The sequence below is a fragment of the Thioalkalivibrio sp. ALE23 genome, assembly GCF_000378545.1.
Taxonomy (GTDB): Bacteria; Pseudomonadota; Gammaproteobacteria; order Ectothiorhodospirales; family Ectothiorhodospiraceae; genus Thioalkalivibrio.
On record NZ_KB900037.1, the window covers coordinates 32,403 to 46,798 of the forward strand.

Annotated in this window: 11 protein-coding genes and 1 pseudogene; 10 read left to right on the forward strand and 2 right to left on the reverse strand. The window is 67.1% G+C overall.

The annotated features are described in order from the left end of the window. The 6 genes and pseudogenes from F573_RS15440 to F573_RS14925 form a co-directional block, all read left to right on the forward strand. Positions 1-189, forward strand: a pseudogene (locus F573_RS15440) (hypothetical protein); the annotation flags it as partial. 177 nt (positions 190-366) lie between these two features. Next, positions 367-2,478: a molybdopterin-dependent oxidoreductase gene (locus F573_RS0112445; RefSeq protein ID WP_019022850.1), complete on the forward strand. Its 2,112-nt coding sequence runs from the start codon at positions 367-369 to the stop codon at positions 2,476-2,478. 2 nt (positions 2,479-2,480) lie between these two features. Further along, entirely contained in the window at positions 2,481-3,326 is an 846-nt protein-coding gene (locus F573_RS0112450; RefSeq protein WP_019022851.1) for a hypothetical protein, read from the forward strand. Between the two features lie 514 nt (positions 3,327-3,840). Next, positions 3,841-4,785, forward strand: a complete 945-nt coding sequence (locus F573_RS0112455; protein WP_019022852.1) for a LysR family transcriptional regulator — start codon at positions 3,841-3,843, stop codon at positions 4,783-4,785. Between the two features lie 54 nt (positions 4,786-4,839). Beyond that, positions 4,840-5,079 (forward strand): DUF4160 domain-containing protein, encoded by a 240-nt coding sequence (locus F573_RS14920; RefSeq protein ID WP_018947922.1) that lies wholly within the window; start codon positions 4,840-4,842, stop codon positions 5,077-5,079. Then, positions 5,039-5,302, forward strand: a complete 264-nt coding sequence (locus F573_RS14925; protein ID WP_081617446.1) for a DUF2442 domain-containing protein — start codon at positions 5,039-5,041, stop codon at positions 5,300-5,302. The genes F573_RS14920 and F573_RS14925 overlap by 41 nt, the downstream gene beginning before the upstream one ends. Before the next feature lie 11 nt (positions 5,303-5,313). On the opposite strand, the gene F573_RS0112470 is transcribed toward F573_RS14925, so the two are convergent. Beyond that, positions 5,314-5,946 (reverse strand): hypothetical protein, encoded by a 633-nt coding sequence (locus tag F573_RS0112470; RefSeq protein ID WP_019022853.1) that lies wholly within the window; start codon positions 5,944-5,946, stop codon positions 5,314-5,316. 294 nt (positions 5,947-6,240) lie between these two features. Between F573_RS0112470 and F573_RS0112475 the strand changes: the two genes are divergently transcribed. Together F573_RS0112475 and F573_RS0112480 are read left to right on the forward strand one after the other, a co-directional pair. Next, positions 6,241-8,118 carry a sensor domain-containing diguanylate cyclase gene (locus F573_RS0112475; protein ID WP_026300916.1) on the forward strand — a complete coding sequence of 626 codons (1,878 nt, stop codon included), beginning with the start codon at positions 6,241-6,243 and terminating at the stop codon, positions 8,116-8,118. 111 nt (positions 8,119-8,229) lie between these two features. Further along, the gene (locus tag F573_RS0112480; RefSeq protein ID WP_019022855.1) at positions 8,230-9,135 is read left to right on the forward strand and encodes a YgcG family protein; all 906 of its coding nucleotides are present in this window, start codon (positions 8,230-8,232) and stop codon (positions 9,133-9,135) included. A 32-nt stretch (positions 9,136-9,167) separates the two neighbouring features. Here F573_RS0112480 and F573_RS0112485 read toward each other — a convergent pair whose 3' ends face one another. After that, a complete protein-coding gene (locus tag F573_RS0112485; protein ID WP_019022856.1) occupies positions 9,168-9,746 on the reverse strand; it encodes a Spy/CpxP family protein refolding chaperone in 579 nt (192 codons plus the stop codon). A 290-nt stretch (positions 9,747-10,036) separates the two neighbouring features. Here F573_RS0112485 and F573_RS0112490 point away from each other — a divergent pair, with 290 nt between their 5' ends. Together F573_RS0112490 and F573_RS14285 are read left to right on the forward strand one after the other, a co-directional pair. Then, positions 10,037-13,531 (forward strand): DNA methyltransferase, encoded by a 3,495-nt coding sequence (locus tag F573_RS0112490; RefSeq protein ID WP_019022857.1) that lies wholly within the window; start codon positions 10,037-10,039, stop codon positions 13,529-13,531. A 604-nt stretch (positions 13,532-14,135) separates the two neighbouring features. Further along, a partial coding sequence (locus tag F573_RS14285) for a helix-turn-helix domain-containing protein (RefSeq protein WP_155986646.1) occupies positions 14,136-14,396 on the forward strand: 261 nt, incomplete at its 3' end.

Below are 14,396 nucleotides of genomic sequence, written 5' to 3' on the forward strand. Positions count from 1 at the left end.
GAACCCGAGCCGGAACCCGAGCCGGAACCCGAGCCGGAACCCGAGCCGGAACCCGAGCCGGAACCCGGCTCGGACGAAGAACCGGCGTTCGACGATTCCTCCGACGAGGCGGAAATCCCGCAGGCCTCGGAAAAGGACGAGGATGACTGGGAATTCGATTTCCCCGATCCCGACGACGAATCCCGGTAACCCGCCCGTAGGAGGCCGGCCCTCCGGCCGATCATGTTCGACGCTGGATCGGCCAGGGGGCTGGCCTCCTACGCGGGGGCAATGCCCCGGGGCGCATGACGTTGTTCGAGGGCGGCGGGCTCCGTGCGCATAATCGGGATACATCGACCGAATGTCCGCGCGAGGTAAGCCGACCCCATGGCGACCGTGAAAAGCACCTGCTATGAATGCGACGCCAACTGCGCGATCGACGTGACCCTGGACAACGCCGGCGAGCCGGTGAAGATCGACGGCCCTGACTGTCCGCGCTGTTACGTCCAGCTGGATCGCCGCAACCACCCGGAACGCCTGCTGTACCCGCTGCGGCGCACCGGACCGCGCGGCAGCGGCGAGTTCGAGCGCATCTCCTGGGACGAGGCACTGGACACCATCGCCGAGCGCCTGCGCGCGACCCGCGAGGAGCACGGCGCCCCGGCGGCCGCCTTCTTCGCCGGCTACACCAAGGAGGCTCGGCCGCAGCTGCAGCGCCTGGCGCATGCCTTCGGCTCGCCCAATTACCTGACCGAGAGCGGTTGCTGCTTCTCCTCCACCAAGGTGGCGGAGGAAGTGACCTTCGGCACCAAGATCAAGACCTCCTCCACCGTGGCCTCGGATGCGACCCGCTGCCTGCTGGTGTGGTCGACCAACCCGCGCGGCTCCATCCCGCTGTTCCATCAGCATGCGCTGGCCGCGGCGCGCCCCGGCTGCGCCACCGTGGTGGTCGACCCGCGGGTGACGCCGCTGGCGGAGCAGGCCGAGGTGCACCTGCAGATCCGTCCGGGCACCGACGGGGCGCTGGCGCTGGGCATGCACCACCTGATCTTCGAGAACGGCTGGCAGGACCAGGCCTTCCTCGACGAATGGGGCAACGGGGTGGAGGCGTTCCGCGAATACGTGGCCGAATTCCCGCCGGAGCGGGTGGCGGCGATCTGCGGCATCGAGGAGGCCGACCTGCAGCGCGCCGCCGAGCTCTACGCGACCCGTAGCCCGGCGCAGATCATGCTCTCGCCCACCGCCACCGTGCAGCACTCCAACGGCTTCCAGAATCACCGCGCGGTGACCCTGCTGGCGGCGGTCACCGGCAATATCGACCGCGAGGGCGGCAACCGCTTCTTCAACGACAAGGTCACGCCGAAGCCGATCGACCTGTTCGACCACTGCAAGGAAAACCTACCGCCGCGCATCGGCGACGAGACCTTCCCGGTGTGGACGGCGCACTGGCCGGCGGCGCAGAGCATGCTGCTGCCGGACGCGATCCTCGACGGCCGGCCGCAGCAGGTGCGCTCGCTGCTGGCGATGGGTATCAACACCGCGATGTGGCCGAACTCGAAGCGCATGGAACAGGCGCTGGGCGCGCTGGATTTCTTCGCCGTGTCGGACTTCTTCCACAACCCGGCCACGCATATGGCGGACATCGTGCTGCCGGCCGCCACCAGCCTCGAGCGCCCGGCGCTGATCGCCTATCCCGGCTGCAACTTCCGTGGCGAGCTGCGTTACCGGCATCAGGCGGTGGCCCCGCGCGGCGAGGCACGCGCCGACGCCGAGGTGTTCCTCGAGCTGGGCGTGCGCCTCGGGATGGCGGAGCAGTTCTGGAACGGCGACCTGGAGGCCAGTTGGGCCGAGGCCGCCGACGGCATCCCCGAGACCATCCGAGAGCAGGTGTACAACGACCCGGACGGCGTGACCGTGTTCGCGAAGGCGCTGGATGATCTGGTCGAGCACGGCTTCGAGGAGGGTGACCGCCAGTACCGGCTGCACGGCTTCCGCACGGTCAGCGGCAAGGTGGAATTCGACGCCGCCGAGCTGCGCGAGGCCGGGCACGACGGCCTGCCGCTCTGGCGCGAGCCGGCCGAGAGTCCGCTGTCCACGCCGGAGCTGGCGCGCGACTATCCGCTGGTGCTGACCAGCGGCGCGCGCCACAAGCACGCCACCCACTCGCAGCACCAGTACCTGGAGCGCATGCGCCGGGCGATGCCCGAGCCGCTGGTCGAGCTGCACCCGCAGGACGCCGCGGCGCGCGGCATCGCCGATGGCGACACCGTGGAGGTGCGCTCGCCGCGCGGGCGGGTCGCCTTCGTGGCGAAGGTCACCGACCGCATCAAGCCCGGCGTGGCGCACTGCCAGCACGGCTGGAACCACGCCAACATCAACGAGCTGACCGACGACCGCAACCTCGACCCGATCAGCGGCTTCCCCGCATTCAAGTCGCTGCTGTGCGAGGTGGAACGCCTGCACGCCGGGCACGGACAACGCCTGCCGGAGGCGGGCTGACCTTGCCGTTCGTTGGCGTCCTCCCCGAGCGCCGGCACATCTTCCGGCCCGAGCCGCGGCGCGAGGTGGCGGTGTCGGACGCGGCCGCCTGGCGCCTGAACCCCGGGCATCGACACGTCTACGACAAGCTGCGCCTGGCCCTGGATGCGGGCCTGACCGCCGCGCCCTGCGGGGTCGCGCCCACGGACCTGGGGCTGGACGCGGCGGACACTGTGTTCGTGAAGCCGATCACCAACCTCGCCGGCATGGGGCTGGATGCCCGCGCCCTGTCCGCTGGCGAGGTGCCGGCCGAGCCCGGCAGTTTCTGGTGCCAGCGCCTGGAGGGAGCCCACACCAGCACCGACTGCCTGGTGGAGAACGGCGAGGTGCGCTGGTTCGCCCACACCCGCGGCTCGGACGAAAAGGACGCCGCGCGCCCGATCTACTGGGAGGTGGGTGCCGCCGTGCCCGAGGTGGAACCGTGGATCGCCGACTGGGTGCGGCGCAACCTGGTCGGCTACAGCGGCATCTGCAACATCGAGCTGATCGGCGGGCGGCCGATCGAGGCCCATCTGCGCGGCTCCAACGGCTTCTTCGACTTCTACGGCCCGGCCTTCATCCCGGCCTGGGTCGCGCTGGCGGACGGCGAGTCGTTCACGCCACCCCCGCCGATCCCCGGTGGCTACATCATCTCGGTCTTCGGCGAGGTCGAACTGACCGATGCCGATTTTCGCGCCGCCGAAGACGCCGGCGTCGACCTGAAGCCCGATCCCTCAACCCCGGGCCGATCCGCCATCTTGCGCAGCGCGGATCGCGACGCCGGCTTCGCCCTCTACCGCCGCCTCACCGGCCAGCCCGGCCCCGAATAGAAACGCCGGATCGCGCAGAGGGCTGCGCTCCTACGAGACCCCCCCGGCCGCAGGAGGCCAGCCCTCTGGCCGATCGGGCCAGCCCCGGCGCCGGATCGCGCAGAGGGCTGCGCTCCTACGAGACCTCCCCCGACCGTAGGAGGCCAGCCCTATGGCCGATCGGGCCAGCCCCGGCGCCGGATCGCGCAGAGGGCTGCGCTCCCACGGGGCAGCGGTGCCGGGGGGAGAGCGCGCACAAAAAAGCCGCATCGACACCCAGCCAAGAAAAAGCGTCGATGCGGCGGGGGACTCCCTTCCCGCGGCGTGTCGGGACACCACCCCGACGTGCCGGTCCAACGGAGATGTCACGCAGATACAGCAGCATGTCAGCCGCGTGGCAGGCTCTGCCGCCCCGGGGCCTCGATGAAGGCACCACGGCGGGTGAGCACGAGGCTTAGTTTCCACTCTGTCCACGCATGAGTAAAACAAGTTTTTGTCACGTAGTATGTGAATCGGACTCATGAGGGAGGGCGGCATGCTGGAGATCCGGCATTTGCGGGCACTGCACGAGATCGTGCGCCTGGGCAGCGTGACGGCGGCGGCCGAGTCGCTGTGCGTCACCCAGTCGGCGCTGTCGCATCAGCTGCGGCAGCTGGAAGAGCGCATGGACGTGGTGCTGTTCGAACGGCGCAGTACGCCGGTGCGCCTGTCACCGGCCGGAACGCGCCTGCTGCAGGCGGCCGAGCGCGTGCTGCCGGAGGTGGCCGCGGCCGAGCGCGACATCGCCCGCATCCGCGACGGCCGCGGCGGGCGGCTGTACCTCGCGCTGGAATGCCACAGCTGCTTCCAGTGGCTGATGCCTTCGCTGGCGGCCTTCCGCGAACACTGGCCCGAGGTGGAGCTGGACCTGAGCCTGAGCCATGGCTTCGATGCCCTGAATGCCCTGCGCGAACGCGAGGTCGATGCGGCGGTATCGCCCGATCCGGTGGAAGACCCGGAGCTGATCGCGCTGGACCTGCTGGAGTACGAGAACCTGCTGATCGTGCCGCGCGGGCATCGTCTGGAGGGGGCCAGCTACGTGGAGCCCGCCGACCTCCAGGGCGAGACCCTGATCACCTACCCGGTGGAGGAGGAGCGCCTGGATATCTGCCGGCACTTCCTGCACCCGGCGGGCATCTCGTTGCCCCGACGCACCACCGAGGTGACGGCCATGCTGCTGCAGCTGGTCGCCAGCGGGCGCGGCGTGGCCTCGCTACCGGAATGGGCCCTGCCGGAACTGGAGGCGCAGATGCAGGGCGCGGGCACCGGCTCGCGTGGCCCAGGGCGTTCCGCCATCTCGCGTCTGCGCATGGGCCCCGATGGCCTGTGGAGCACCCTGCGCCTGGCCATCCGCCGCGAAGACGAAGGCCTCGCCTTCATGCAGGACTTCGTCGGCATCGCCCGTGACGAACTCCACCAGGCCTCCGTGCGCCGCGGCTGAAAGGGACGTGTCTCGACTATACTGCTACCCTCGAAGCCAGGTCTGATACCAACGATGAGTCCAACCGTATTCAGAGAGAAGGGGTATCGATTCTTTTTCTTCTCGCGAGAAGAAACGCGCAAGCACGTCCATGTGGTTTCGGCGGAGGGCGAAGCAAAATTCTGGCTGGAACCGGAACTACAGCTGGCGCAGTCATGGCGATACAACCGGGCGCAGCTGAAAGAGATCGAGTGGCTGATCGAGGAGCACCATCATGAGCTTGTCAGCGCATGGCAACGCTATTTCGGAAGTTGAGGTCACGAACATTTCGGGGCATGGTCTCTGGCTGCTCGTGCGAGGCCAGGAACTGTTCATGCCCTACGACGAATTCCCCTGGTTCCGTGACCAGCCGGTCAGGGCCATCGTGAATGTCGAAGAACCATCCCCGGGACATTTCTACTGGCCCGATATTGATGTCGACCTGACGCAGGAGATCATTGAGCACCCGGAGCGGTTTCCGAACAGGGCGACCGGCTGATCGGCGCGGGGTCAGCAGCCGCCACCACCGCCACCACCGCCTCCTGCGGCCCCTCCGGCGGCGACGCTCGAGTCGCCGGTGCTTTGTTCCAGCCACATGGCCATATGGCAGGCAATGGCGATGGCCCCGACCGGACGCGGATGGATGACCTCGACGAACCAGCCGCCGGTCAGGCCGGTTTCCTGCTTGGGCCGGAGCGTGGCGACCATGTCGCGGTTGTCGCGCAGGGTATAGCTGAACAGCCCGCGCCGGTCGGTGCGTTCGCCGTTGAGCTGGTAGTCATCGTCGCGATAGCTGAACAGCCCGCTGAGCGTCTTGCGGTCGGTGCTGGTCTCCTCGATCTGCGTGACCGTGCCCGCGCCGGCACGCCAGACCTCCTGGCGCTGCGGCATCCCGAAGAAGCCGACATTGCGCTGCAGCTGCTCGAAGAACCCCGCGTCCGGCGGATCGGCCAGGCGCATGCGCGTGGTGGCGAAATGCAGCTCCGGCCTGCCGAACCAGGCCGCGAGCCCGCCCGAAGGGCGGCGCAGGCGGGCCACTGGCGTCCCGGCCTGGCGCAGTTCCGCGATGCTGCTGGTCTTTTCGCCGAAAAACGGCAGCCGCTTGAGCGGGGAGATCTTCACGAACTCCAGCTGGCCTTCCACCGGGCTTTCCTCTCCCGGCGGCGGGGACCCGGGGCCCGAGGGGGCTTCGGCAACCCCGCTAGCGGCGCTCGGGGAGGGTTCGTTCGGTTGCCATCGGGCCGCCGGCCCGTAACCACGCCTGGCCATGCTGATCTCCTTCCTGGATTGCGGAGGGCTGTGCATTCAGCCCGAGTATAGGCACGGCACGCTCGCCGTGCCCCGCATCAACGCAGGGGTTTGGGTGGAAGGGTATATAACCAAAATGTGATATAGTTCCGCGTTTTTCGCTGAATGGTCCAGTCAGGCATTCATCGCATGGACGAGCAAAAGGTAACAAGGGCAAGCCCGGAATGGTTGATCGGCATGGGCATCATGGCGGTGGTCGGACTGGGCTATTTCGCCGGGGCCTGGCTGGGGGTGACGCAGACCGTGTCCCCCGATGGAAAAGCCATCATCTGGCCCCCCAACGCCGTGGCGCTGGCGGCCCTGCTGTTGCTGCCGGTGCGCCGCTGGGCCTGGGTGGTGCCGGCCGTGATGGCGGCGGAGATCGCCGCCGACCTGCCGACCTTCCCGCTGTGGGCCGCGGTGTCCTTCGGCATGGTGAACCTGTTCGAGGTCTTCCTGGCCGCGTCGCTCATCCGCTGGTTCACCGGTCCGCGCTTCGACTTCGACAGCCTCGCCCGGGGCGGCTATTTCCTGCTGTTCGGGCCGTTGCTGGCGGCCGGGCTGGCCGCCCTGTTCGGCGCCGGGGTTTATCGCGGGCTGCTGGGCGAGGAGGGCGGTTACTTCGCGCACTGGCAGATGTGGTGGTTCGGCGACGCGCTGGGCCTGCTGCTGCTGACGCCGCTGCTGGTCATCCTGATCCGCCAGCACCGCGAGCTGCTCCGCGGGTGGACCGGTGGCCGGGTGCTGGAGGCGGGTGCCCTGCTGGTGTTGCTGGCGGCCATGGCCACGGTGCTGCTGACGACCGGGCGAGCCGAGGACGGCGGGCATCCGCTGGCGCTGGTGCTGTTGCTGCCGCCGGTGCTGTGGGCCGCGGCGCGATTCGGTGTGGTCGGCGCGGCGCTGCTGGTGGCGGTGGTGGCAGCCACCGCCATCGTCTGGATGGTGCACGTATCCTGGCCGATGTACGGCGTGGACCCCGAAGGGGCCATCCTCGCGATGCAGGAATTCCTGGCCGTTACCGCCATCACCGGCATCGGGGTCGGCCTTTTGATGCGCGAGATCGAGTCCCAGCGCATGCGGCTCAGGTTGTTCGAACGGGCGATGAAGGCCATCAACGATGCGGTCATCATCACCGACGCCCGGCGCCGCGATAACCCGATCATCTGGGTGAACGATACCTTCGAGAAGCTCTTTGGTTACCCGCGTGAAGAGGTCCTGGGCCGCAACTGCCGGTTCCTGCAGAATGACGAGAGCGAGCAGGAGGGCGTGCGGGAGGTCCGCGGGGCGTTGCGGCGCGAGGAGCCCGTGCAGACCCTGGTGCGCAACTACCGCTGCGACGGCGAACCGCTGTGGATCCAGCTGAGCCTGGCCCCCGTATGCGATGCACACAAACGGGTGACCCACTACGTGGGCGTGCAGCGCGACCTGACCGAGCTCAAGCGCGCGGAAGAGGAACTGGAACGGCGCGTCGCCGAACGCACCGCCGCGCTGCAGGAGGCCAACCAGCGGCTGGAACGCATTGCGTCCACCGATCCGCTGACCGGCATCGCCAACCGCTGGTATTTCCTGGAGGTGGCCGAACGCGAACTGCGCCGCCGTGCCGCGAACGACAGTTCGGTCTCCCTGCTGATGCTGGACCTGGACCACTTCAAACGGGTCAACGATACCTGGGGGCACCCGGTGGGGGACCGGGTCCTGCATGGCCTGGCCGATACCCTGCGTGATTCCCTGCGGCCGCTGGATCTGAGCGGGCGGTTCGGCGGGGAGGAGTTCCTGGTCCTGTTACCTGGAGTCGATGCCGAAGAGGCCTGCGAGATCGCCGAACGGCTGCGCCGGGCCGTGGCCGCGATGGCCATCGAGCACGAAGGCGAGACCATCCGCGTGACCGTCAGCATCGGCGTGGCCATCAGCGACGGCGAGCGGGACATCGACGGACTCATCTGCAAGGCCGACAACGCCCTCTATCGGGCCAAGAGCGAAGGCCGCGACCGCGTCGTCATCGATCATCCGGGTGCGGCCCCCGAATGATCGGAATCCGGGACTGACGCCGGGCTCGGGATCCCTTTGGCATGCCGTGCATTGAGCGGGGGTGACCTGCATCACACCACCATATGGCATGGCCATATTAGATATGGGGCCATGAGCCTGCGTACATGCCTTCACGGGTTCCTGTTCCTCGCCCTGTTGCTGGTGGTGCCGGCACCGGCGTCTGCGGTGGAAATCCCCGATCCGCCGGAGCAGCAGCCCTTTCTCGATGACCGTGCCGAGTTGTTGAGCGCTTCCGGGCGCGAGGCCGTCGAGGATTTGCAGGAGCGGGCACTGCGCCGCCACGGGACCCACATCGCGGTGGTGACGGTGGAATCCATGGCGCACTACGAGGCCCGCGATTCGCTGGGCATCGAAGGTTTTACCCGGTTGTGGCTCGCCATCTGGCGCCCGGCGCTGCACCCCGACCGGCGTACCGAAGGCCGGGACATGCTGCTGATGGTCAGCCGGGACGATCGCAAGGCCTGGGTTCAGGCCGACCGCGCCTGGAACGACGACCTCTGGAGCCCCCATCTGCAGCAGATCATGGACGTGCGCGTCCTCCCGGAATTCGCCCGCGGGGCCTTTGAGACAGGCCTGCGCGCCGGTCTGGAAGAACTCATCGCCACGGCCGCCATCGGCCCCGAAGGCGAACCGCCGCGGGCCGTGGGCGTCTGGCATGAACGCCTGCACGTGTCCCCCTGGGTCACCACGCCGTTCGCGCTGGGTACCGTCCTGTGGTTCGTGGTGCCCGGTGTGCTGTGCCTGCTGCTGGCGGCAGTTCTGCCACGCAATCGGGCCGCACTGAGCAAGATCGGGGCGGGCCTGATCGTGGTGGGAGCGCTTTTCTGGGTCGCGCTCGCTCTGCTCGCCGCCTGGGGCGTCTACCGGTACATGCCGCCTCCCGCGGCCCCGCCACCCGGAGCGCGCTCGGGATCGGCCGGTGGTGGCTTCGGCGGCGGATTCGGCGGTGGTGGTGGCGGAGGCGGGGGAGGCGCCGGCGGAGGAGGCGGCTTCTGACGCCGAACCGGCGGGCGCCGGGTCGTATCGTATCAGTGGCCGTGATGGTGTCCGTGGCCGTGATCATGGCCATGATGCCCGCCGTGGTGATGCTCGTCGTCGGAGCCTTCGTAGCCGCGGGCGCGTGCATAGGCCGCCTTCTGGTCCTCGTCCATCAGCGCATCCATCTTCAGGTGATACGCCAGATGCGTGGAACGGAGCTGGCCGCGCAGCTTGCCGATCTCCACGGACAGCGCCTCGATCCGGTCTTCGGTGATCTCCCGGGAGGCAAACCCTTCATCCAGCTCGCGCTCGAGTTCCACGATGCGTTCGCCCAGCTCGATCGCCTCCGCGCGCATCTCCTCGTACAGCCGTTCGGTCTCCGCGCGCTGATCCGACGTGAGATCCAGATGATCGACGACCTCCAGCACGTGCATCGGGCCCGGGAAGCCATGCAGTTCGGCGGGCAGGGCGGTGCCCAGACCCTGACCCTCGAGCAGGCCCTGCTTCTCGGCTGCGGAAAGCGCCTTGATCTCGCGTTCCTGCAGATCTGCATACGGGTTGGCCGCAGCCGTGCCGGCGCATGCCACGAGGGCCAGCCCAAAAATCCAGCGGGTGGTGCGGTGCTGCATGTCTCTCTCCCTGTAGGTGTCGGAAACCGAGGGTTGGATTCTGCCACGTGCGGGTGGTTCCGGCGCGGCCTACCGTTTGCCGCCCGCTCGTGGGAGGCCAGCCCTCTGGCCGATGGGCTCCCGACAATCCACCCGGGCGAATCGGCCGGAGGGCCGGCCTCCTGCCGTCCACCCTTGTAGGAGGCCAGCCCCCTGGCCGATCGGGCGTTGGCCGAACCGGCGCCGGACACAGGACAACGGCGATCTGAATCGGTATCGTTTCCCCGGAAAGATCAAAGGAAATACGGCCGATGGACGCAACCGCCGAGGCGCCGGCACACGCCGACGAAGAACCCGCCGCAGCCATTGCCGCGCCCGAACAGGTCGAGGCCTTCCTCGACCGCTGGCGCGACACCGGCGGCAGCGAGCGCGCCAACTACCAGCTCTTCCTCACCGAGCTGTGCGCGCTGCTGGACCTGCCCCAGCCCGACCCGGCCAGCGACGACACCGCCGACAACGCCTACGTGTTCGAACGCCGCGTCACCATCCGCAATCCGGACGGCAGCGAAAACCGCGGCTACATCGACCTCTACCGCCGCGGCTGCTTCGTGCTGGAGGCCAAGCAGACCGGCAAGGGCCTGCACACCCAGGGATGGGACAAGGCCATGCTCGCCGCGCAAAACCAGGCCGACCAGTACGTGCGCGCCCTGCCGGAAGACGAAGGCCGCCCGCCGTTCATCGTGGTCACCGATGTCGGCCGCAGCCTGGAGCTCTACTCCGAATTCTCCCGCTCCGGCGGCACCTACGTCCCCTACCCGGACCCGAGCCGCCACCGCATCCGCCTGGAAGACCTGCGCGACCCCGAGATCCAGCAGCGCCTGCACCACCTGTGGCTCGCGCCGGACCAGCTCGACGCCAGCAAGCACGCCGCCCGCGTCACCCGCGAGGTCAGTGCGCGCCTGGCCGAACTCGCCAAATCCCTGGAACAACAGGGCTTTGATGTCGAGCGCGTCGCCCACTTCCTCAAGCGCTGCCTGTTCACCATGTTCAGCGAAGACGTGGAACTCCTGCCCAGGGGCAGCTTCACCACGCTGCTGGAACGCCTGCAGCAAAACCCCGAACACTTCCCCGACGCGATGCGCTCGCTGTGGGAGACGATGAACACCGGCGGCTATGAAGGCCAGCTGATGCACAAGCTGCAGCGCTTCAACGGCGGCCTGTTCCAGAACGTCGACCCCATCCCGCTCAACGCCGACCAGATCGGCCTGCTCATCCAGGCCGGCAAGGCCGACTGGCGCTTCGTCGAACCCGCCATCTTCGGCACCCTGCTGGAACGCGCGCTGGACCCGCGCGAACGCCACAAGCTCGGCGCCCACTACACCCCGCGCGCCTACGTGGAACGCCTGGTCATGCCCACGCTCATCGAGCCCCTGCGCGCCGAATGGAACACCGTCCAGGTCGCCGCCGAGGCCTGGCTGCAACAGAACAAACCCGACAAGGCCCTGGACGAGTTGCACCGCTTCCACCACCGGCTGTGCGAAGTGCGCGTGCTCGACCCCGCCTGCGGCTCGGGCAACTTCCTCTACGTGGCGCTGGAACACCTCAAGCGCCTCGAAGGCGAAGTGCTCAACCTCATCCGCGACCTGAGTGCCGGCCAGTCCACCTTCGACACCGAAGGCCTCACCGTCGACCCGCACCAGTTCCTCGGGCTCGAGATCAACCCGCGCGCCGCCGCCATCGCCGAGATCGTGCTGTGGATCGGCTACCTGCAATGGCACTACCGCCTGCACGGCCGCCTCAGCCTGCCCGAACCCATCCTGCGCGACTTCCACAACATCGAATGCCGCGACGCGCTGATCGAATATGACAGCCGCGAACCCATGACCGACGACCACGGCCAGCCCGTGACCATCTGGGACGGCATCAGCTACAAGAAAAGCCCCGTCACCGGCGAACTCATCCCCGACGAAACCGGCCGCACCCCCGTCTACCACTACAGCAACCCGCGCCGCACCGAATGGCCCGAAGCCGACTACATCGTTGGTAACCCGCCGTTTATCGGCGCCGCCACCATGCGCCGCGCACTGGGCGACGGCTACGTGGACGCCGTGCGCAACGTCTTCAAGGGAATCGTCCCGGACTCCGCCGACTTCGTCATGTACTGGTGGCACATCGCCGCCGAGAAGGTGCGCCAGGGCGAGGCCCGACGCTTCGGCTTCATCACCACCAACAGCCTGCGCCAGACCTTCAACCGCCGCGTGCTCGAACCGCACCTGAACGACACCAAAAAGCCCCTGTCGCTCTCCTTCGCCATACCCGACCACCCCTGGGTGGACAGTACCGACGGCGCCGCCGTGCGTATCGCAATGACCGTCGGCGTACCCGGAGACCAGTCCGGCACACTGCGCCATGTCGTCAACGAACGCGATGCGAATGACGATGCCCGTGCAGTGGAGCTCACTCACCGAACGGGCAAACTATTCGCCAATTTGGCCGTGGGCGCGAATGTGGCCGGTGCCAACACTCTACAGGCGAATGCTGACCTGACCAGCCGAGGTGTGATGTTGTTCGGCGCTGGTTTCATCGTGAACAGCGATGAAGCGAAGATGCTGGGCCTCGGCACCCGGCCGGGGCTGGATAACGTAATCCGCCAGTATCGCAATGGCCGGGACCTCACCCAGACACCCCGGGGTGTCATGGTCATCGACCTGTTTGGCCTTCAGATCGAAGAAGTAAAGCGCGAATATCCGACGATCTACCAATGGCTCACCGAGCGAGTGAAGCCCGAACGCGATCAGAATCGTGATCGTGGTATCCGCGAAAACTGGTGGTTACACGGTCGTCCGCGTCCTGAATGGCGTGCATATGCTGCCGGTCTTCCCCGCTACATCGCCACCGTCGAAACCACCAAGCATCGCGTCTTCCAGTTCCTCGACGCGGACATCCTGCCCGACAACATGCTGGTGAACATCGCCATCGACCGGCCTTCAAGCTTGGGTGTCCTCTCCAGCCGAATTCATGTTTCCTGGGCCCTGGCGATGGGCGGGACCCTGGAAGACCGTCCGCGCTACAACAAGACCCGCTGCTTCGAGACCTTCCCCTTCCCGGAACTCGACGACCAGCAGGCCACCAGCATCGGCGGCCTCGCCGAACGCATCGACGCCCACCGCAAGGCGCGCCAGGCCGAACACCCGGACCTCACCCTCACCGGCATGTACAACGTGCTGGAAAAACTGCGCGCCGAAGAACCGCTGACCGCCAAGGAACGCACCATCCACGAACAGGGCCTCGTCTCCCTGCTGCGCGAACTGCACGACGACCTCGACCGCGCCGTCTTCGACGCCTACGGCTGGAACGACCTCGCCGACCGCCTCGTCGGCCGCCCCGGCGCCACCACCCCGCTGCCGGACAAGCCCGCCGACCAGGCCGAAGCCGAAGAAGAACTCCTCAGCCGCCTCGTCGCGCTCAACGCCGAACGCGCCGCCGAAGAAGCCCAGGGCCACATCCGCTGGCTGCGCCCCGACTACCAGGCCCCCGAAGCCACCCAGACCACCGCCACACTGGAAGCCAAAACCGAGGACGCCGCCGACACCCCGACCGAACCGGCCAAAAAGCCCACATGGCCCAAATCCATGCCAGACCAGGTCGAAGCCGTCCGCCGCCTCCTCGCTATCGGCCCCCAAACCCCGGAAGCCCTGGCCAGCCACTTCAAGCGCAAACCCACCAAGTCGATCACCCAGGTCCTCGCCGCCCTCCAAATCCTCGGCCAGGCCACCACCGACAACGACCACTGGCGCCTGACATGACCCGCTTCCCGATGCCTCATAACCGCCCACTTATCCTGCGGGAGCGGCCCTCAGTGCTTCCCTCAAAGTGGCAAATCTATGCAATCGGCGCCCCCAATGCCACCAACGCAACGCTATATGTAGCTACTACTCAATTAGTTCACGGACTCAATAGTTAACAATGAAGCAGGAAGCAAATAGAAAAGACATTGAGACCCTATACATCTTAGGTGCTGGTGCGAGTTATGGGCTGACCGAGGTCAAGCCACAGAAAACTCCCTATTCCCGGTCAGTAACGCCACTGGACAGCGATTTTTTAAAACACATTGAACATTTCAAGCCCTCGAACGGATGGAGAAAAGCTTCGACAGAGCTTGTTGTAAACGAATGGTTCGACCGTACACCAGCGACGGGTTATGGACTCGAACAGGCGATAATAAACCGCGTTAGCCAGTACGAATTTCTATCGAACCTGCACCCTCGAACAATACGTGGAAAGTGCAACAACCCGGAATATCTAAATGTCAGGTCTCGTCTGATTGCATACCGCGAGAGAAGGCACCCCTGTTTCATGCCCGGGAGTGGATGAGTATTGTGCCCGATGAGCGAACGGGAGGCTGACCGCATGGCGAGTACGATCCATTCCAACGCCCGCACCACACCCCGGATCCGGCAGGAACTGCAGGAGGCGCCGGCCGGCGTCAGCGACCCGGAACTGGCCCGGCGCTACGGCATCAGTCGCATGACGGTGCGCAAGTGGCGCCGCCGGCGCACCGAGGTGGAAGACCGGACCCATCGTCCGAAGACGATGCACACGACGCTCACAGCGGAACAGGAGGCGATCGTGGTCCAGGTCCGGGAGATCGCCCTGCTGTCGCTGGACGAT

Coding starts and splice junctions, on each gene's coding strand:
- F573_RS0112445 (WP_019022850.1), top strand. CDS start 367: ATGGCGACCGTGAAAAGCACCTGCTATGAATGCGACGCCAACTGCGCG.
- F573_RS0112455 (WP_019022852.1), top strand. CDS start 3,841: ATGCTGGAGATCCGGCATTTGCGGGCACTGCACGAGATCGTGCGCCTG.
- F573_RS14920 (WP_018947922.1), top strand. CDS start 4,840: ATGAGTCCAACCGTATTCAGAGAGAAGGGGTATCGATTCTTTTTCTTC.
- F573_RS14925 (WP_081617446.1), top strand. CDS start 5,039: ATGAGCTTGTCAGCGCATGGCAACGCTATTTCGGAAGTTGAGGTCACG.
- F573_RS0112475 (WP_026300916.1), top strand. CDS start 6,241: ATGGACGAGCAAAAGGTAACAAGGGCAAGCCCGGAATGGTTGATCGGC.
- F573_RS0112480 (WP_019022855.1), top strand. CDS start 8,230: ATGAGCCTGCGTACATGCCTTCACGGGTTCCTGTTCCTCGCCCTGTTG.
- F573_RS0112485 (WP_019022856.1), bottom strand. CDS start 9,746: ATGCAGCACCGCACCACCCGCTGGATTTTTGGGCTGGCCCTCGTGGCA.
- F573_RS0112490 (WP_019022857.1), top strand. CDS start 10,037: ATGGACGCAACCGCCGAGGCGCCGGCACACGCCGACGAAGAACCCGCC.